General features: G+C 56.4%; 13 protein-coding genes and 2 pseudogenes. 7 read left to right on the top strand and 8 right to left on the bottom strand.

The features are described 5' to 3' along the window. Positions 1-50: 50 nt before the first annotated feature. Entirely contained in the window at positions 51-1,484 is a 1,434-nt protein-coding gene (gene rhlE, locus BOW53_RS08340; protein WP_078487513.1) for an ATP-dependent RNA helicase RhlE, read from the bottom strand. Positions 1,485-1,799: 315 nt separating this feature from the next. Next, positions 1,800-2,069, bottom strand: coding sequence for an RNA recognition motif domain-containing protein (locus tag BOW53_RS08335; protein WP_078487511.1), 270 nt, complete (start codon positions 2,067-2,069; stop codon positions 1,800-1,802). Positions 2,070-2,437: 368 nt separating this feature from the next. Between BOW53_RS08335 and hrpA the strand changes: the two are divergent. The 5 genes and pseudogenes from hrpA (at position 2,438) to BOW53_RS08310 (ending at position 9,394) form a co-directional block, all read left to right on the top strand. Then, a pseudogene (hrpA, locus tag BOW53_RS13920) lies at positions 2,438-6,302 on the top strand (ATP-dependent RNA helicase HrpA). A gap of 57 nt (positions 6,303-6,359) precedes the next feature. After that, positions 6,360-6,584: a hypothetical protein gene (locus BOW53_RS08325; RefSeq protein ID WP_078487509.1), complete on the top strand. Its 225-nt coding sequence runs from the start codon at positions 6,360-6,362 to the stop codon at positions 6,582-6,584. Between the two features lie 305 nt (positions 6,585-6,889). After that, positions 6,890-8,116: an organoarsenical effux MFS transporter ArsJ gene (arsJ, locus tag BOW53_RS08320; RefSeq protein WP_078487507.1), complete on the top strand. Its 1,227-nt coding sequence runs from the start codon at positions 6,890-6,892 to the stop codon at positions 8,114-8,116. An 87-nt stretch (positions 8,117-8,203) separates the two neighbouring features. After that, positions 8,204-8,692, top strand: a complete 489-nt coding sequence (locus BOW53_RS08315) for a YchJ family protein (protein WP_078487506.1) — start codon at positions 8,204-8,206, stop codon at positions 8,690-8,692. 69 nt (positions 8,693-8,761) lie between these two features. Further along, positions 8,762-9,394, top strand: a complete 633-nt coding sequence (locus tag BOW53_RS08310; protein WP_078487504.1) for a lytic transglycosylase domain-containing protein — start codon at positions 8,762-8,764, stop codon at positions 9,392-9,394. Between the two features lie 24 nt (positions 9,395-9,418). Here BOW53_RS08310 and BOW53_RS08305 read toward each other — a convergent pair whose 3' ends face one another. The 6 genes from BOW53_RS08305 to BOW53_RS08280 form a co-directional block, all read right to left on the bottom strand. After that, a complete protein-coding gene (locus BOW53_RS08305) occupies positions 9,419-10,432 on the bottom strand; it encodes a glycosyltransferase family 2 protein (protein ID WP_078487502.1) in 1,014 nt (337 codons plus the stop codon). A 64-nt stretch (positions 10,433-10,496) separates the two neighbouring features. Beyond that, the gene (locus BOW53_RS08300) at positions 10,497-10,853 is read right to left on the bottom strand and encodes a PilZ domain-containing protein (RefSeq protein ID WP_078487500.1); all 357 of its coding nucleotides are present in this window, start codon (positions 10,851-10,853) and stop codon (positions 10,497-10,499) included. After that, positions 10,850-13,144, bottom strand: coding sequence for a DUF1631 family protein (locus BOW53_RS08295; protein WP_078487498.1), 2,295 nt, complete (start codon positions 13,142-13,144; stop codon positions 10,850-10,852). The genes BOW53_RS08300 and BOW53_RS08295 overlap by 4 nt, the downstream gene beginning before the upstream one ends. A gap of 240 nt (positions 13,145-13,384) precedes the next feature. Next, on the bottom strand, positions 13,385-13,603 hold the full coding sequence (locus BOW53_RS08290; RefSeq protein WP_078487496.1) for a hypothetical protein: 219 nt from the start codon (positions 13,601-13,603) through the stop codon (positions 13,385-13,387). A gap of 119 nt (positions 13,604-13,722) precedes the next feature. Further along, positions 13,723-16,836, bottom strand: a complete 3,114-nt coding sequence (locus BOW53_RS08285; RefSeq protein ID WP_078487494.1) for an efflux RND transporter permease subunit — start codon at positions 16,834-16,836, stop codon at positions 13,723-13,725. A 10-nt stretch (positions 16,837-16,846) separates the two neighbouring features. Further along, positions 16,847-17,815 (bottom strand): efflux RND transporter periplasmic adaptor subunit, encoded by a 969-nt coding sequence (locus BOW53_RS08280; RefSeq protein ID WP_172838832.1) that lies wholly within the window; start codon positions 17,813-17,815, stop codon positions 16,847-16,849. 265 nt (positions 17,816-18,080) lie between these two features. Between BOW53_RS08280 and BOW53_RS08275 the strand changes: the two genes are divergently transcribed. Next, the gene (locus BOW53_RS08275) at positions 18,081-18,569 is read left to right on the top strand and encodes a glycine zipper 2TM domain-containing protein (protein ID WP_281254039.1); all 489 of its coding nucleotides are present in this window, start codon (positions 18,081-18,083) and stop codon (positions 18,567-18,569) included. A 355-nt stretch (positions 18,570-18,924) separates the two neighbouring features. Continuing rightward, positions 18,925-19,119 (top strand): annotated as a pseudogene (locus tag BOW53_RS08270) (response regulator); the annotation flags it as partial. Between the last annotated feature and the right edge of the window lie 88 nt (positions 19,120-19,207).

Here is a 19,207-nt window from a genome sequence, read left to right as displayed (position 1 = left end):
CTGTTCGCGAACAAGTTCGCTCCTACAAAGGCACATATCGGTCAACGGTGTTAACGTCCACCCAGCAGTGCGGCTTTCTCCCGCTTGGGTCTTGGGCTGTAGTGGCGCCCACTGCTCGCGTTTGTGGGTTTTGCCTTGTTGCGTTGGGGCTTGTCAGGCTTGGCTGAAAAGGCAGGTCCTTTACTGCGCTTCTCCTCTCCCTGTTGGGCCTGGTTATGGCTGCGCTTCTTGTTGGAGGCTCTCCTTGGGCGCTTGTGCTCAGTCTCGCGATGACCTCCGGAGCGGTTGCCTCTGCCCTGTTGCTGGTGTCCGCCCCGGCCGTTCTGAATCGGTTCGGCCTTGATGCTGGGATCGACTTCGTATCCCGGGATGACCTCCTTGGGGATTTCACGCTTCAGCAGGTGCTCGATATCCCGAAGCAGTTTGTGTTCATCCACGCAAACCAGGGAGGCGGCCTCGCCTTCGTTGCCGGCACGACCGGTACGGCCGATACGGTGCACATAGTCTTCAGGAACATTAGGCAGTTCGTAATTGACTACGTGGGGCAGCTGGTCGATGTCCAGGCCGCGGGCTGCTATGTCGGTGGCCACCAGTACGCGTATATCGTTGGCCTTGAACCCGGCCAATGCGCGGGTGCGAGCGCCCTGGCTCTTGTTGCCGTGGATGGCGGCGGCACTTAGTCCATCCTTCTCCAACTGCTGGGCCAGGCGGTTGGCGCCGTGCTTGGTTCGGGTGAAGACCAGCACCTGCTGCCAGTTGTTGGCGCCGATCATGTGGGAGAGCAGTTCACGCTTGCGCTTCTTGTCCACCGGGTAGACCACCTGGGCCACGGTCTCAGCTGCAGTATTGCGGCGGGCCACCTCGATCAGCTCCGGTTTGTTGAGCAGGTCGTTGGCCAGTTGCTTGATCTCGTTGGAATAGGTGGCGGAGAAGAGCAGGTTCTGGCGCTCCCGGGGCAACAGTTTTAGCACCTTTTTGATGTCGTGAATAAAGCCCATATCGAGCATGCGGTCCGCCTCATCCAGTACCAGTACCTCCACGTGGGAGAGGTCGATGGTCTTCTGCTGGGCATGGTCCAGCAGGCGGCCGGGGGTGGCGATGAGAATGTCCACGCCGTGGCGCAACTTTTCTATTTGCGGATTGATCTTCACACCGCCAAAGATGACCGTGGAGCGCAGGGGCAGGTGTTTGCCGTAGGTTTCCACGCTTTCACCCACCTGGGCTGCCAGTTCGCGCGTAGGGGTGAGCACCAGGGCGCGAATCGGCCGGCGGCCCTTGCCTTGGGCGTGTTCGTGCAGCAACTCGAGTAGCGGCAGGGTGAATCCGGCGGTCTTGCCGGTGCCGGTCTGGGCACCGGCAAGGATGTCCCGGCCCTGGAGTACGACAGGAATGGCTTGGCGTTGAATGGGTGTGGGTTTGTCGTAGCCCTGTTCAGCCACGGCACGCAGAATATCGGCCGACAGGCCGAGAGAATCAAATGACATGTTTGGGTATTACCTCTGAATCCGGCCCGACACGGCATTGAGCCCTGTTACGGTCCAGGCGGGAATTCTTTGTTGGGATCGAATCGGAGAGCGGAATGCTCTCTGGACGACGGTGGCGCTGACCGAAAGTGCGTCGGATGTGTGGCATTGTACCAGAAAGGGGAGACGATAGCTTCTTTGATTAAATGATGGGCAACAACAACTCCATTACATCTCATCAAAACTCCGATGGGATGCGTTGTGAGCCCTGTGCAGGGCAGTAAACAAAAAGCGGGAGTACCGCTCCTTGTTTACGCTTGTAACACGCGTGCGTTCTTAGGGACGAGCGCGGCGAGGACGATCTTCTCTGGGGCGTGCTTCGTTGACGCGCAGGTTTCTGCCGCCTACATCTGCATCGTTGAGCGTCTTGATTGCCTCTTCAGCTTCTGACTGATTCGGCATCTCTACAAAACCAAAACCCTTGGAGCGGCCGGTATCGCGATCCATGATGATCTTTGCGCTGTCGACAGCACCAAACTCGGCAAATGCATTCCTTAACTCATCGTCTGTCATGCGGTATGACAGATTTCCTACGTAGATATTCATTAATCTGTGTCTCATTCCATTACGCACTGTAGAGATAAAAAACTGTCGAATAACCAAGTGCGCGAATTATTCAGGCAGCAGGTGGCAAATTGCGCCCCCAGACTCTACAATCATACGACTCACGTGCATAGATTGCCACAATAAAGGTAAATGTGTGAAAAGCCTTATATATTCATGTTGTTACGGGAATATTAAGCAGAGAATAATAGGTGTCTGAAAATGCAGAGGAGTGACATTCAGCAAGGTTTCAGGCGTTTTATGTTTTAAAGCATGGAAACCAAGGAATCTGTAGAATAGCGCCTCTTTGGTTCTTGGTAATGTTCGTGGCTGTGCAATCTCTTCCCAATCCGAAAGATATCGATGCCTGCATGCTGAAAGATCGGCATGGCTTCAGGCGGCGTCTTTCCGGTTTGAAGCAGCGCCAGTAAAGAGGGTAAGCCATTCGACCAGGGGCAGGAACGTCTTACCCAACAGATTGATGCATCGAAGACCCTGGCACATCTCCGTCAGGAGACGCTACCCGAACCCTCTTTCCCCATGGAGCTGTCGATCAGCGAGAAGTGGGAGGAGATCGCCGAACTGATTCGCGATAACCAGGTGATTGTGCTGTGCGGTGAGACCGGCTCAGGCAAGTCCACCCAGCTACCAAAGATCTGCCTGGCTCTCGGGCGAAGTGTCTACGGCCGCATCGGGCATACCCAGCCCCGGCGTATTGCGGCTCGTTCACTGGCATTTCGCATTTCGACCGAACTCGATTGCGAGATGGGTACATCGGTGGGCTACAAGGTGCGATTCCACGATCATGTCAGGCCTGAAACCCATATCAAGCTCATGACCGACGGTATGCTGCTGGCTGAGATACAGCAGGATCGCTTCCTTAACGAGTACGATACCCTGATTATCGACGAGGCCCATGAGCGCAGCCTCAACATTGATTTCCTCCTGGGCTATCTCAAGCAGTTGCTGCCAAAACGCCCCGATCTGAAGGTCATCATCACCTCGGCTACCATCGACCCAGAGCGTTTCGCGGAACATTTCCAGGGCGCCCCCATCATCAATGTCTCCGGTCGCACCTATCCTGTCGAGCTGCGCTATCGTCCACCGGAAGAGGAGGGGGCGGTGAACGTGACGAACCGATGCAGCAGGCCATCGTGGCTGCTATCGATGAACTCAGCCGGGTGGACAGGGGAGATGTCCTGGTTTTTCTCAGTGGCGAGCGGGAGATCCGCGAGACTGCCGGGGTGCTTCGAAAACACAAACTGCAGTTGACCGAGGTGTTGCCGCTCTACGCCCGGCTCGGACCTGCGGAACAGGCACGCATCTTTAAACCCAGCGGTATCCGGCGCATCGTACTGGCAACCAACGTGGCGGAGACTTCCCTGACAGTACCCGGCATTCGTTACGTGATCGATGCCGGTTTCGCACGCATCAGCCGTTACAGCCATCGCAGCAAGGTACAGCGCCTGCCAGTGGAGCGTATCTCCCAGGCCAGTGCCAACCAGCGAAAGGGGCGCTGCGGTCGCGTGGCGGCGGGTATATGTATTCGGCTCTTTTCGGAAGAGGATTTCGAGTCCCGGGCGGAGTTCACCGAGCCGGAAATTCAGCGCACCAATCTCGCCTCGGTGATTCTGCAGATGAAGATCCTGGGCTTCGGCGATATAGAGACTTTCCCCTTCGTCGATCCGCCTGACAACCGCCTGATCAAGGATGGCTACCGGGTACTGGAAGAGATCGGTGCGGTAGATGGCCAACGCAAGGTGACACGTATCGGGAAACAGCTGGCAAGACTGCCGGTGGACCCGCGTATCGGCCGTATGCTGTTTGCCGCCACCCACGCAAATTGTCTCACCGAGGTACTGGTGATTGCTGCCGCCCTGAGTGTGCAGGATCCAAGGGATCGACCCATGGACAAGCAGCAGGCGGCGGACGAGGCCCACGCGGGGTTTCGCAGTGAAGAGTCGGACTTCATCGGCTATCTCAACATGTGGGATCACCTGGAAGAGCAGCGCCGCCACCTCAGCAAACGCAAGTTCCGCATCTATTGCCGCAGCCGGTTCATCTCCTGGACCCGGGTGCAGGAGTGGCACGATATCCATCACCAGTTGCGGGGCCAGCTTCACGAGATGGGATACAAGGAGAACCAAGCCGAGGGGAGTTACGAGGAGATTCATACCAGCGTGCTCACCGGTCTGTTGAGTAACATCGGCCTGAAGGCCGGTGGCAAGGACCGGGATTACCTGGGTGGGCGCAACAGCCGCTTCATGATCTTCCCCGGCTCCGGACTGTTCAAGAAACAGCCCAAGTGGGTGGTGGCTGCAGAGTTGGTGGAGACCACCCGGCTTTATGCCCGCACCGTGGGAAGCGTCAAGCCCGAGTAGATCGAGTCGGTGGCCGGTCACCTGGTCAAGCGCAGTTACAGTGAGCCCCACTGGGAGAAGAACCGGGGGCAGGTGGCAGCCTACGAGAAGCAGATCCTTTTCGGCCTGGCCATCGTGCCCCGACGCAAGGTCAACTACGGTCCCATCAACCCGGAAGAGTCCCGGGAGATCTTCATCCGCTTCGCCCTGGTGGAGCAGGACTTCCATACCCGTGCCCCTTTCTGGCGCCATAACCGGGAGTTGATCGAGTACATCGAAGACCTGGAGCACAAGTCCCGCCGCAGGGACCTGTTGGTGGACGAGCAGGCAATTTACGAGTTCTACAATAAGCGCATTCCCGAGGGGATCTACAGCACGCCCCAGTTCGAACAGTGGCTGCGCAAGGCGACCGCAAAGCAGTCGAAGCTGCTGCATATGCGCCAGGAAGACCTGATGCGGCGGGAGGAACTGGTCTCCGACGAGCAGTTCCCCGGCACCCTGGACGTGAATGGCATGCAGTTGCCCCTGGTCTATCATTCCGATCCAGGGCATAAAGCGGACGGTGTAACCCTGAAGATCCCCCAGACAATTCTCAACCAGATCAGCGAGGAGCGCTGCGAATGGCTGGTGCCTGGTCTGTTGCGAGAGAGAGTGGTAGCACTGCTGCGCAGCCTGCCCAAGAACCTGCGTAAATCCTTTGTTCCCATCCCCGACTATGCCGACAAGTGCATCAAGGCCATGGGGCCCTCAGACGTGCCGCTCATCAGGGTGCTCTCCGAACAGCTCAAGGCGATGAACGGTGTGCATGTACCGGAAGATGCCTGGCAGGAGGATGCGGTACCCGATCACCTGCGCATGAATTTCCACGTGTTGGACGAGAAGGGCAAACGTATCGCCGCAGACCGTGATCTCGCTGCCCTGAAGCGAAAACACGGCGGCAAAGGCGGTGAGAGTTATCACAAGCTCCCGGATAGCGGACTGGAGCGTGAAGGGATCATCGACTGGGATTTCGGCCCCCTGCCGGAAAGCATCGAGATGAAACGCAGCAGTATCAAGCTCAGGGGTTTTCCTGCCCTGGTGGACCGGGGAGACTCGGTAGCTATCCGGGTGCTCGATTCGGAGCAGAACGCCCGTCGTGCCATGCACGAGGGCTTGCGCAGGCTCTTTATGCTCAAGCTCTCTGCAGATATGCGTTACCTGCGGCGCAACCTGCCGGGGCTGGAACGGATGCGCCTGCAGTACGCCAAGGTCGCCACGGCCCCCCAAGGGACTTGGAGGCAAAGGCAAGCCGGACCTGGAGCGGGAATTGGTGGCCCTGGTGGTTGATCTCACCTTCCTGGAGGAGCAGCCCCCGGTGCGGGATGCCGAGACCTTCAAGCAGCGCATCGAGGAGTGCAAGGGCGAATTGATGGCCAACGCCCACGAGGCGGTCAGGATCAGCGGTGAGATCCTGGAGGAATACCAGAAGCTGCGTAAAGCACTCTCTGGGGCCACCCAGATCAACTGGATGACATCCATCGCCGATATGAAGACACAGCTCGACCGTTTGGTGTTCCAGGGTTTCCTACAGTACACCCCCTATGCCCAGCTCAAGCACCTGGCACGCTACCTGAAAGCGCTTGAGCGGCGCCTGGACAAGCTGGGACATGCCGCCGCCAGGGATCAGCAAATGCTGCGCGAGTACCAGGGGCTTTACCAGCGGTGGCAGCAGTGGGACGAAAAGTGTCGCAGAAACGGCAAGACCGATGAGCGCATCGAAGAACTGCGCTGGGCTTTCGAGGAGCTTCGGGTTTCCTACTTTGCACAGGAGCTCAAGACGGCTTATCCAATATCACTGAAAAGGCTCGAGAAGCGGTGGAAGGAGTTGGGGTTGTAACGAGCCGTTAGCGTAACTCCGAAGCATACCGAATTATCCCCATGGCCCACTCGTTAGTTGAAGCGCTTTCCGTCTTCCGGGCTGCAAGGTGCATCTGACAACAGCCGGTCGGAAGACAGCGATGAGGCAGACAGGTTCATCAAGTTCGCCTTGGGTCCAGAGGGCAGGAGTATCATCAAGCGCAACAAGGTCGTGCCCTATTTCGACGGCATGCTGCTGATCCAGAGCCGACTGAGAAACTGGAAGAGCATACGCGACGAGGCACTCGCCGAAAACAACTGACGAAGTGCCGGACTGTTACCTTTTCATCCGATTTGTGGGAGGGCTGCCTTGGCCCGATCAGGCGGTAAATACCTCACACCCCAGCCTGGGTCAGGTCAGATCGCGGCTAGGCGCCGCTCCTACGAGGCTTCTCAGTTAGCCTATACCTCTTCTGCCGAATATCATCTGGTTCGAGTACCTGTTCGAAACGTTGTTGTAGCACGCCTGCTGTAAACTTCACTGGTGGCCACTTGTACAGTGACAAGTCATCGTCCCTTGTCGCTGCGCCTGTTGACCTTGGACTGCTGCTTTGTGAGGATGGCTGAATGGCAGAGAGTGCTGCATCGTTGAGAAACTACTTCGTTATTACAGGAGCCTACTGGGGTTTTACCGTCACCGACGGGGCCATCAGGATGCTGGTGGTGCTCTATTTTCACCAGCTGGGGTACAGTCCCCTGGATATCGCCTTCCTGTTTCTCTTCTACGAGTTCTTCGGCGTGGTCACCAACCTGGTGGGTGGCTGGATAGGTAGCCGGGTAGGACTCAGCTTCACCCTCTATTCCGGCATGGGGCTGCAGGTGGTGGCGCTGGCTATGCTTGCGGTGGACCCGACTTGGCTCTCGGTGGGCTACGTGATGTTCGCCCAGGCGCTGTCGGGTATCGCCAAGGATCTCAACAAGATGAGCGCCAAGGCGAGTGTGAAACTGATGCTGCCTGAGAATGTCCAGGGACGGCTGTTCAAGTGGGTGGCGGTACTAACGGGTTCCAAGAACTCCCTGAAGGGGGCCGGCTACTTTCTGGGCGGTTTCCTGCTGGCACTGATCGGTTTCCAGGGCGCCCTGCTGGTGCTGGCGGGCAGCTTGTTCGCGCTTATGCTGCTCACCATGGTTCTGCTCCCCGGCAGCATGGGGCGTTCAAAGTCAAAGGCCAAGTTCACCCAGATTCTCTCCAAGACCACTGAGATCAACTGGCTCTCTGCTGCACGCTTCTTCCTCTTCGGGGCGAGGGATATCTGGTTTGTCGTGGGGTTGCCGGTCTTTTTCGTGTCGGAACTGGGGTGGGGGCATACGGCAGTGGGCAGTTACATGGCACTGTGGATTATCGGCTACGGTATCATCCAGGCCCTGGCGCCGAAGCTGTTGCGCCATAGCCACCACGACCAGGGGCCGGACGGCGTGACCGCAAGGCTCTGGGTAGGGGGGCTGGTGATGGTCACCGCTGTCATCTCCGCAGGGTTCTATGCCGGCATGGAGCGGGAACTGCTGCTGGTCGTCGGACTGGCCCTGTTCGGAGCGGTATTCGCGATCAACTCGGCTGTTCACTCCTTTCTCATCCTCTCCTATTCGGATCAGGACAAGGTGGCCATGAACGTGGGCTTCTATTACATGGCCAATGCAGGCGGCCGATTGGTGGGGACTATGCTGTCCGGAGGCATATACCAGCTCTGGGGGCTTCAGGGTTGCCTGGCGGGGTCCGTGATCTTCCTCTCACTTGCATTTCTCCTCTCCTTCAAACTCCCGGGTAGGCGGGTTGCCGTATCTGAAATAGCGTAGTCAAACCGCCTCATGACGTGCTAAGGTCTGCCCGGTTTTAATAAATCCCTCTGGTATGCGGGTTTAAGAAGAAAAGAGGTTTGATTTATGTCCCAATGTCCCTGCGGTTCAGGCAAGGCGTTAGATGCCTGTTGTGGTCCTGTGCTTTCCGGCGAGGTGTCTGCGCCCACGGCCGAGGTACTAATGCGTTCGCGCTACTGTGCATTCGTAACCGGCGCCGTCGATTTTCTTACCGAGAGTCTGCACCCAGCTCACCGCCACGATCATGATGCTGCGGCTACCCGACGTTGGGCGGAGCAGTCTGACTGGATGGGCCTGGAGATCGTCTCCATCGAAGCCGGTGGCGAGGGGGACGAAGAGGGTAAGGTGGAGTTTATCGCCACCTTCAAGGAAAAGGGCATGGTGCGTCGCCACCATGAGATGAGTAGCTTCAAGAAAGACCAGGGGCGCTGGTACTTCGTTGATGGAAAGATGGTGCTGCCGGAAACCCAGGTCCATGAAGGACCGAAGGTGGGGCGAAATGACCCCTGTCCCTGCGGCAGCGGTAAGAAATTTAAAAAGTGCTGTGGACGTTAAAGGGTTCCTTAAATTACAGGCGTTTAGGGTCTATTATTCCTGGTATGGGTTTGAACTTTCCCAAAGGGGATGCGTGTGCGTAAATCGGTAACGGCTAAGCGTGTAGTGTGGCTGCTGTCAGCCAGCTTCGTGTTGCTGTGCCAGCCGCTCATGGCCGAGGTTTACAAGTATGAGGACAGGGCGGGTAATCTCTACTTCACCGACCGCCCCATGCGTGGACCAAACTACACCATGCTATGGCGTTCGGGGCCCGACCGGAAGCCCCGCAGGGCTGCGCGCATGGACGCCTCGAAGATGGAGCAGAACCGTCAGCGTTTCACGCCGATGATCATGGTTGCGGCGCGGGAAAGCAGGCTGAAACCCGAATTGCTGCATGCAGTGATCAGGGCCGAGTCGGCCTATGATCCCAAGGCGGTATCGCGGGCAGGCGCCATTGGTTTGATGCAGCTGATGCCGGAGACCGCCCGCCGTTATGGCGTGAAGGACAGCTGGGATCCGCGATCCAATATCGAAGGGGGAGTGCGCTACCTCAGTGATCTGCTCAAATTGTTCAAGAACGACTTGCGACTCGCTCTCGCCGCCTACAATGCCGGAGAGAATGCGGTGATCAAGTACGGCAATCAGGTGCCACCGTATCCGGAGACCCAGGGGTATGTGACCAAGGTGCTCTCCTTCTATCGCGACAACCGGGCGTCACTGTAAGGCGCTGTTCGCGGTACCTAACCCCTAACCCACCATCAGGTAGTCTGTTCCCCGCTTGTAACCAAACCTGTGCAGGTCTCGTGCAATCAGCTCACGGGCGCCGTGATTGGCCACGTAGACCAGAACATAGGGTTTTGGCATTGTCTCCCCGAGCCATCCCGGGTCCACAACAGGCACACCCTCCAACCGGTTGCCAATCTTCTTCGGGTCGATATCGATCCAGGCAATGGGTTTGAAACCTTTCTGCAGCAGCGGTTTGCAGCGTTTGCGCGTCTTTCTTCCAGCTCCCCAGATGGCCAGGCAGTCCCGTTTCTTCAGTAACCGGTGCTCGCGGGACAGGTAATCCGCCCTTAACCGGTCGAAGGCATCGCGGCTGTAGCGGAGGTCAACCCGCGAGGTGCGGCTGGGGTATTCGCGCCAGTCCAACAGGATCTCCGGCAACTTTGCCATGCGGTAGCCGGCACGGTGCAGGCGAAGCCACAGCTCGTAGTCTTCGGGAAAAGGGCCGTCACGATAGCCCCCGAGACGTTCGACAATCTGTTTTCTGAATACCACGCCAGGATGGGCAAAGGGAGACTCGATATAGATCTCATCCGCAATCTGCTCAGGTGTGTTGCAGCTGTTCTGCCAACGGATGTATTCACGATAGCCATTGAGAATTACGTGTTCTGGAAACAGCCGGGTGGCACAGCCCAGCAGCGCCACCTCCGGATGATGCTGCATGTGCTCGAATTGTCGCTCCAGGCGGCGGGGATGCATGACGTCGTCGCCATCCATTCGCGCGACAAGACCTGTCCTGGCCTTGGAGAGTCCATGATTGAGCGCGTCAACCAGGCCATTGCCCTTGTTATCGAAGAGCCTGATTCTCGAGTCGTTGGCTGCAAGGTTGGCAACGAGGGCCCTGGACCCGTCTGTGGAGTGGTCGTTGACAGCCAGCAATTCGTAATCTTTCAGAGTTTGTCCGTTTATGGAGGCCAGGCACTCATCGAGGGTCTGTTCCATGTTTCGGAAGGGGAGAAGGACGGAGATCTGCGGCATTGGGGCAGTTTAGCATGGGGGCGTAGTGTCGAGCCCGCTTTGCAGTTATCGGATTGGAGAGTTGTCAGCCTTTCCAGGAGTCGATCAGTTCACCGATGATCGCGGAGTTCTCGTCGGAAATGTCGATGATATGGAAACCGACCCACGATGTATCTGCAACAGTAGTTCCCTGGCACCAGAGGCTCTCTGCACCAAGATCGACGTTGCTGGCGCCATTGATGGGTGAGGTGAGTGTAAGCCGAAACTGGTATAGGGCGTTCAGGTCCAGGTGACGGTCTGTGATCAGCATGAAACCGCCAAGGGAGATATTGGCTAGATGGCCGATCTCCTCGCCAGACAAGATGTCGATGACACCAATCCGATCCTGAACCGCCTTGCGTTGAGTGGCGCGGTGTTCCGCGTATTGATCGAAATCTGTCATGCTGGTGCCTGCTGAATTCCAAGAGCTTTGCCGAGAATGTTCTTGATCGTCTCCATTGCACGGTCGACGAAGGGTACCTTGTGCTGTTCGATGACTCTTGCCTGGCCAGCACCCATTTTGCGCGCCAGGCTGTCGATGGGGATCACGGATGACTGTACGCCGGAACTGTCAACGAACATGCATTTTCTGGTTACCGGGCTGAGCCATGAGAGTTTGACCCGATAGGAGTTACCGCTGGTGTCATCCAGTTCAAACCATGTTCCGAATTCCAACTCTTTGAGTTCCTCCAGGATCTCCTTCTCTTTTCCACTCAGGGGCTTGGAGCGTGTTCGGGCTACAGCTTTTGGTGATGCAGCATCCTTGGCGTCTTTGCGAATGCTGGGTGCTGCCTCTTCCACCGTTTTATCGGCATAGGATTGAAGCATGCTGAACAGTTCGTCGCTGTCAGGCTGGTGATATTCGCCGAGGGTCATGAGCCCCTCTTCAACGAGTGTTTTCAGCTCCTTGATGGCGATAGGGAGCTGGCCGTGGGTCTCAGGGTCTGTGCAGGCGTCAAAACACCAGATGACCTTATCAACCACCACCATGGCGTCACTCCATTCCCTGGTCTGTTCAACATCAGGGTCGCGAAGCAGCATGAGAATCAGCTTGTCGAGCCAGGCATGGTTCAGAAAACGGTCCAGGGCATGAGGAATGCTGCGGTCGCCCAGTTTTTTCTCGATTGCATGGTGGGCTCGGGATCTTGCACTCTCAAGGCGTTCGCGGCCCCGTGAGGCTTCCTGGGTTCGGGTCTCAACTATGTGCGCTTTCTGAACCAGGTCGCTGATTCGCTTGTCGAGGCTTTCATAAGCCTCATCAAAGACGCCGAGGTTATCCTCTTTGAATTTAGCAAGAATTTTCTTGATCAGGTCCTGCATCGGGTAGTAGATGCCTTTTCGCAGGTCTTCCTCATCGATCCATTGCGTACCGCTGTCCACCATCAGGTTGATCAGTCGCCTGGAGATGTGGCTGTTATCCACCAGGAACTTGTGATCAATAACCGCGACTTTCAGGATAGGGGTATGCAGATGGCTGATCAGCGCCTTGGCAATGTTTGGCAGGTGTTTTTCGTTCAGTACCTCCTCGAACAACATGCCTACCATCTCAATGGTGTCCAGGTCGGCGGAGGGGATCTTGTTTCTGTCTACCTCTGTGAAGAGCCGTTCCCGTTCAGCGACCAGGGTCTGGCGAACCTCCTGGATGAGATTTTGGTCGAGCTCCACCGTTTGGGGTAGTTCGCCTTCACTGTTGGCTTCAGGAAGATAGGATGCGCTCTGTTTGGGCTGAACGTTGGTGATGGCGCTTGCCAGTGCGGGCGTTTCGATCATCTGCACATTGGCAGCTGCCGGATTGAAGTCCGGATGATCCTTGTACCGGGGATCCGATTTGCGCTTGGATTTAAGCATGGAGCGGATGTTGTCGAACAGTTCGTCGCCGAGGCTCTGGGAACCGCCACCTTCGCCTTCTCCTTTACCCTTTCCGGTGCCACCAGCAGCTTCCTTAGCTGATGGTTCGAACCCGCTGCCGGTTTTCTTCTTCTCCCTGATCTCGCCGGTGCGGGGATTTATCTCGATATCGACCTTGAAGTTGGGGAAGATACCGGCATCGATCAGCCTGGAGTTGATGCTTTCAAAAATGGTTCCGGATTCGGTCAGGACAAATTTGTCGAACAATGCGTAGAGAATGAGGAGTTTGTCCTGCTCAAGATCAAACAGGTCTGAAGCGATCTGGAAAGCAGAGGCGATATGTGCAGGCCCAGCCGGTATGTCCTCTTCAGGCAGCTTTTTTCCTCCCCGCAGCATGGAGAGCCGCTGACGAAGGGCATAGATTTCCTTGAACCACTTGTTGTGGGCCTTTGATACGATGTTCTGAATGGCGATGCGCTGCTCGAGATCATCATACTCGACGATATCGAGTTCGATCTGGGCGTTTTTCTCTACAACATCTACCGGGTATGTAATGGGTTTGCCTTGAAGGAACTCCTTGAACCCCCGGGTAATCTCTTCTCTGAATTTGTGCTCGACGCTTTCGCGTTGTGCTTTGACTATATTGATGGCTTCGACAAACCTTAGCTGGCTTTGGTTGGTTTCTGCCATTTCAGCAAAGTCGAGCATTGCAGGTTCCATCTGCTCGAACATTTCTGTCATCTGGGTGTTGAGATAGACAAGGGCGATGTCCCTGCACTCGCTAACCAAGCGGGGATTGTTAGATTGTGGTCGACCAAGGTTATTTTTGGTCGGCGAACTTTTCATAGAAGATCCTTCTCTGATTATTCGGTTGGCTCACGCTGAAACTGCGACAGCAAGATATTGGTCAGGGTTCTGCCCTAAACGGAAGTTTAGATAATTAGTATAGAGTTGGTCAAAGAACTTAACAGTCCCGAATAAAAAGAAGAATAAAAATCCCTCGTCGTGATGTGTCTGCATACATGCACATCTATAGTAAGCTTCACGGCTTGATGAACAGAGGATGGACTGCTTTAGAGGGGGAGTCTAGTCGTCACCCTCAACAGGTGCCTCCCGGGGGGTCAGCAGCAAACGCTCTGCTTCGGTTGGGTTCTGCGCGAAGATGATCTTGACCGTGGCAGTTTCGCCGGCTGTTTGAGCAGCTCTCAGTTCTCTCGCTTTCTCTATCGCATCCCGGTATTTGGGGAAAGTCTCCAGCTGTTCCAGTGTTTTGTCTGTCTCTATCCGGTAGATGAAGTACGGCATGTCTACTCCCAAAAATATATTTCTTGATCTCTGTATCTCTTCAAAGGCCACTGTGTGTGCCAGGTGTGGCCCGGAATTCATTCAATATGGGCTTGGGGTGGCTCAATTTCAATAGCCGTTTACTCCGGTGTCACTTCCTTTACCTTTTCATAGCCTATCAGGAAGCTCAGCAGCGCAGGTATGACGAAGAGCGTAAGCAACGTGGAGAGTGCAAGCCCCCCCAGGATTACACTGCCGAGGCCGCGGTAAAGTTCGGTGCCTGAACCCTGGGCAAGCACCAATGGCAATAATCCGAACAGGCTGGTGGTGGTGCTCATGAAGATGGGGCGTATGCGGGTACGTACCGAGTGAGTAATGGCAGCCGTTCCCTCCATCCCTTCATATCTCAGGTTGTTAAGGGCCTGGTGAACGATGAGGATTGCGTTGTTTACCACTGTGCCCACCAGGATGATGAAGCCGAGCATGACCAGGATGTCAAATGGCTGCGCTGCGAGCAGCTGGTCGACCAGGGCCAGTCCAATGAATCCCCCTGCAGCAGCCAGGGGTACAGAGAGCATGATGATGAGAGGGTAGATGTAGTTACCGAACAGTGCCGACATCAGCAGATAGGTGATAACAATGGCGAGGAGGAAGTTCCACTGCAGTGCCAGTCGGGTTTCGGTCAATTTGTCCGCATTGCCGCCGATTGTCACCTGGATGTTTTCGAGTTTTCCTCCTTTTTCCAATTCCGGGACCAGCTTGTCGGCAATCAGCTCCATGGCTGACTGCAGTGCCAGGGAGTCAGGTGGGGTAACCTCCAGGCGGATGTTTCGTTTGCGCTCGAGGTGGTCGATCTGTGTCATGCCGTGGCCGTAACTGAGTTCGCCCAGGTCGCCCACCCGGATCAGGCTGCCGTAGGGACTCGCAATGACACTCTCAAGGAGGTCCTCGGGGGCCTCCACTGCCTGGGAACTGCTTTTAACCACCATGTCCATAACCTTTGTGCCGTCAGGTTTGAACTCGCCAATCTTGCGCCCATCCATCAGCACATCGACATAGGTGCCCAATTCACTCTCGGTGAGGCCGTTGGCCACTACCCGGGAACGGTTTGGTACCAGGTTGGCTTCCGGGTAGCTGATCTCCAGGGAGGGGACAGGTCGCACTTGTGCGTTTGGTATCTCCTGTTTGAGAGCGCCAAATAGTGCCCGGGCCGATGCCACGATCTGGTTGGTGTCACTTCCCGAGAGATTGACGTCGACGGTTCTTCCCTGGCCTATACCGGATTCGAAAATACCGCGCTGGATACTGACGCCAAACATGTCTGGAATTGAGTTCATCACCCGTGTGAACAGCGGCATCATGTCGCGTGCCCTGTCGGGATGGACACTGGTGCCACCAAAAAGGGTTACTGCATCGGATGCAACATAGAAGATGTTCTCTATCTGGGGTACGCCATCTTTGCCATCTTCCTCCAGGTGAGGAGCAACCTGGGTAAAGATGTAGTTACCGATCTCCTGTCGCTTGGTCTCAGAGTAACCGGGGGGTGGCACCAGGATATTGAGTATGAGGTTGCGATTGCCCTGGGGAAGGTATTCCGCCTTGGGAATCAGTACCATCACCACCAAAACAGCAGCTGCAGTGAAGCCGGCAATGGTAAGCAGGCGGCTGAGCGTGTTTCTGCGGGTCACACGGGAGAGTTTCATGATCGTACGCACGAAGGCATTGCCATCGTGCTCAGTGGCTATCCTGGCCTTAACCTTGCGCCTGGACATGTTGTAAAACTTGTTGGTTATGGCAGGGATTACAGAAACCGAGACGAACAGGCTGATCAGGATCGAGAAAGTGATGGCGATGGCGATATCGCGAAACAGCTGTCCTGCCTCCTCTTCGATGAAGATGACCGGCAGGAATACGGCAACGGTGGTGATGGTGGAGGCCAGGACTGCGCCCCACACTTCACGTGCGCCGTCATAGGAGGCCTTGAAGGGGGATTTTCCCATGCGGCGGTGGCGGTCGATGTTCTCCAGTACCACGATGGAGTTGTCCACCAGCATGCCAACAGCGAAAGTGATGCCTGCCAGGCTGATGACGTTGATGTTGCGCTCGAACAGGTACATGAAGAAGAAGGTACCCATCACCGAGATGGGAATGGCGATGGCAACGGTGAGGGTGGAACTCACAGAGCGTAGAAACAGCAGCAGAACCGTAATGGCCAGGGTGCCACCGATCATCAGGTTCCTCTGGACGGTGCTGATGGCCGTGTTGATGTAGGGGGTCTGGTCGTACACCCAGTCAAAAAAGAGTCCATTCTCAACGAGCAGTCCACTGTTCAGGCCATCCACCGTTTGGCGCATCTCCGCGGTGAGTTCGAGCACGTTGGCGCCGGCCTCTTTCCTGACGCCGACCACGATCATCGGCTGTCCGTTGTGCAACACTGCAGGGGGGGTGGCGGCGTATCCGAAATCAACCGTTGCCACATCACCCAGGTAGATGCGACGCAGTCCGTCGTCGCTGAGCAGCAGTTGGCTGGCATCTTCAGGTGATTGAAACTGGCTGGTGGTGCGTATTCTGTAGTTGCGCTTCGAAACCCCCAGGGTGCCCGCGGAGACGTTGCTGTTGGCGCTGCGCACACGTTCGATCACTTTACCCAGGGCGATGCGGTGGTCTGCGAGGCGTTCAGGAGCAACGGTAATCTCCAGCCGTTTTTCGGTACCGCCAAAGACGAACAGCGAGCCCACGCCGGGAACGCGCTCCAAAACGTGTCGCACCTCGTCTTCGAAAAAGGTGCGATAGGTCTTTATCCGCTCCGGGTCACCTGACAGCGTCTTCAGCATCAGCCAGATAATGGGTGAGTTTTCGGCGCTGGAAGTGCTCACAACCGGCTTGTCAGCGTTTTCAGGATAGCGGGGCACCTCGTTGAGCTTGTTGGTTACCCGCACCATGGCATCGTTGAGGTCGGTGCCGACCTTGAAGGTCAGGTTGACGGTGCCGTAGTTGTTGTAACTGGAACTCTCCATCACGGTCAGGCCGGTGACGCTCTTCAGAACCTCTTCCTGCTTTTCGATAATCTCTTTTTCGATCTCGTAGGGACTGGATCCGGGCCAGTTGGTCTGAACGTTGATCTTGGGTGCCTCCACGTCGGGAGTCAGCTGGATGGGCAGACGGCTGAGCCCGATCAGGCCGAACAGCATCACCAGGATCACCGCGGCAAAGGTGGAGACCGGCTGCCGGATCGAGAGATTGACGAGATCCATGCGTCCGCCCCTAGCGTTTGATGACCGTTACGCCCTGGTCGGGGCGCAGGCGGTCATTGCCGTCGACGATGACCACCATCCCCGCAGTGACCGGCGATTCAGCCACGCCCAGGGTGTCAGTGGTTCGGGCGACAATATCTATGGGCAGAAGCTTGGCCCTGTTCTCCTTGACGGTATAGACGAAATCCTTGCCCTTGAGGCGAACCAGGGCGTCCCGGGGAACCAGCCGAAGCAGGCGCTTTTCGCTCGAACTCACCTCCGCCACCACCGACATGTTCTGCAGCATGCCGGGCTGATAGGGCAGGGCGATTTTCAGCAGCGCGCTCTTGCTGCGCAGGTCCAGTTCAGGCACGAAGCCGGCAACTTCACCCAGCAGTTGCTGATTCAATGCGCTGATCGTCAGCGTCACCTGCTGTCCCGGTTGCTGGTAGCGGACCAGGTTTTCCGAGATGGCTACTTTTACAATCACGCCGTCCGTGGAAGCAAGCCGGCATACCGGGGTTCCGGGCGCCAGCCACTCTCCCTGTTCTTTCAGCTTTTCAAGCACGATGCCGGTAAAGGGCGCGCGTACGGTGCTCTTCTCGATCTGCAGTGTCAGACGCTGCAGCTCCTGCTCGAGGGTTTCGCTCTTCTGCTGCAGTGCGCGGTAGTCGAAACGGGCGTCGTCGTAGGCCTGGCGGCTCGCCGAGTTATTCTTCAGCAGCTTCTCCAGGCGTTTGACCGTGCGACTTGTCTTCTCCAGGTCGGCGTTGACCTGGGCGTGCTCCCTGCGCTTGATGTCCATGTCCTTGAGCAGTAGATCGGTGTTCAGGGTGACCAGAGGTTCGCCCTGCTGAACCACTTCCCCCTCTATTGCCCTCTGTTCGGTAATCAACCCGCTGATTTCGCCGGAAACCTCTGAAATGCGGTCAAAGTCGATAACCCCCACGATGCGGTTGGTTTCTGTTATCTCCCGCTCTTCCACGATGGCGGCGACCACCTGGGTGGGTGCCGGGGCTTTTTTGTCTGCGGCGGAAACGGAACCCGCCAGCAGGAGAAACCCCCCCCCCCCCAGGGTAGAGGTGCGTCACAGGTTCAGTAAGAATGAACAACTTAGTCCCTGGGGCAACGGGGGTCAACCTGTTCAGTTTAGGTTCAGGCTGTGATCACTAATCTGTAGGCAGAGGGTAGGGGATGCCCCTGCCACAACGGCAAACAGATGAGGAAAAGACCATGAAAAAACAGTTGCCCTTATTGCGGTTGGCTTGATGGCAGTCTCCATGTCCAGCCAGGCTGACAACAGTTATACCGATCGTGCACGCGTGATCAAAGCCAAGCCCATCTACGAGACGGTTCGTGTCAACCATCCCGAAGAGCAGTGCTGGAACGAGCGGGTCTATCACCGTGGACGCAGTCACAGCGACTCTTACACGCCCTCCATTGCAGGTGCCATTATCGGTGGCGCCATCGGAAACCAGTTCGGCAAGGGCACCGGTAAGAAGGTGATGACCGTGGCCGGTGCGGCACTGGGCGCGTCTGTTGGAAACGATTTGAGTAAGAGGCACACTAGAGGCTACGCTACGACCGAGCGCAGATGCGAAATTGTTGACCATTACACCGAGCAGGAAGAGCTGGTCGGCTGCAAGGTCAAATACAAGTACAATGGGAAGATATTCCATACCTACACTGATCATCACCCGGGTAAGTGGATCGATGTCAGGGTATCGGTGAAACCGGCACACATCCGGTACTGATGCTGCTGAGGTAAGCATTGAATACGAGGTATGAGGCGTGAACAGGGCAAAGTGGATACTTCTGGGAATTCTGATCAGCAGCCTGCTGGTATCACAGCAGGCCCTGGCCCAGCGCTTCTCTCCATTCAAGGAAAGGGGTTCTGAGCGCAGGGTCGAGGAGCCTGCAGGCAACCACTCTCTCGATCGTGAGGTGGAACGGGTCCGGCGTGAAACCGGAGCCCGGGTGCTGTCAGCTGAGACCCGCCGGGTGGATGGACAGCCTGTTCACGTGATCCGTGTGCTGACCGATGATGGCCGGGTAAAGCGCTTCAGGATCGATGCCTCTCCCGGAAACCGGCGTTTAAGGGATCTGCAGATGCGACTGCTGATTGTGGAAGACGAACAGGCCCTGCGTGAGCAACTCGGCGAACAGCTGCGTGAGAAGGGCTATAGCGTGGATGCTGCCCCGGATGGTGAGGAGGGGCTGTTCTACGGTCGCGAGTATCCCTACGATCTGGCAATTATCGATATTGGTCTGCCAAAGCTTTCCTGCATTGAGCTTATTAGGGCCTGTTCACGTAAAAGTCAGTAAAATGCCACTCTATGGAACTAACGAAAGAGCAGTACAAAATCATTGAGCCGTTGTTCCCCAAACCAAG

Origin of the sequence: Solemya velesiana gill symbiont, from assembly GCF_002020805.1 — a bacterium.
Classification (GTDB): Bacteria; Pseudomonadota; Gammaproteobacteria; order Chromatiales; family Chromatiaceae; genus Sedimenticola_A.
The sequence above is the reverse complement of the archived record's forward strand: the minus strand, read 5'-3'. Positions and strand labels throughout refer to the sequence as shown.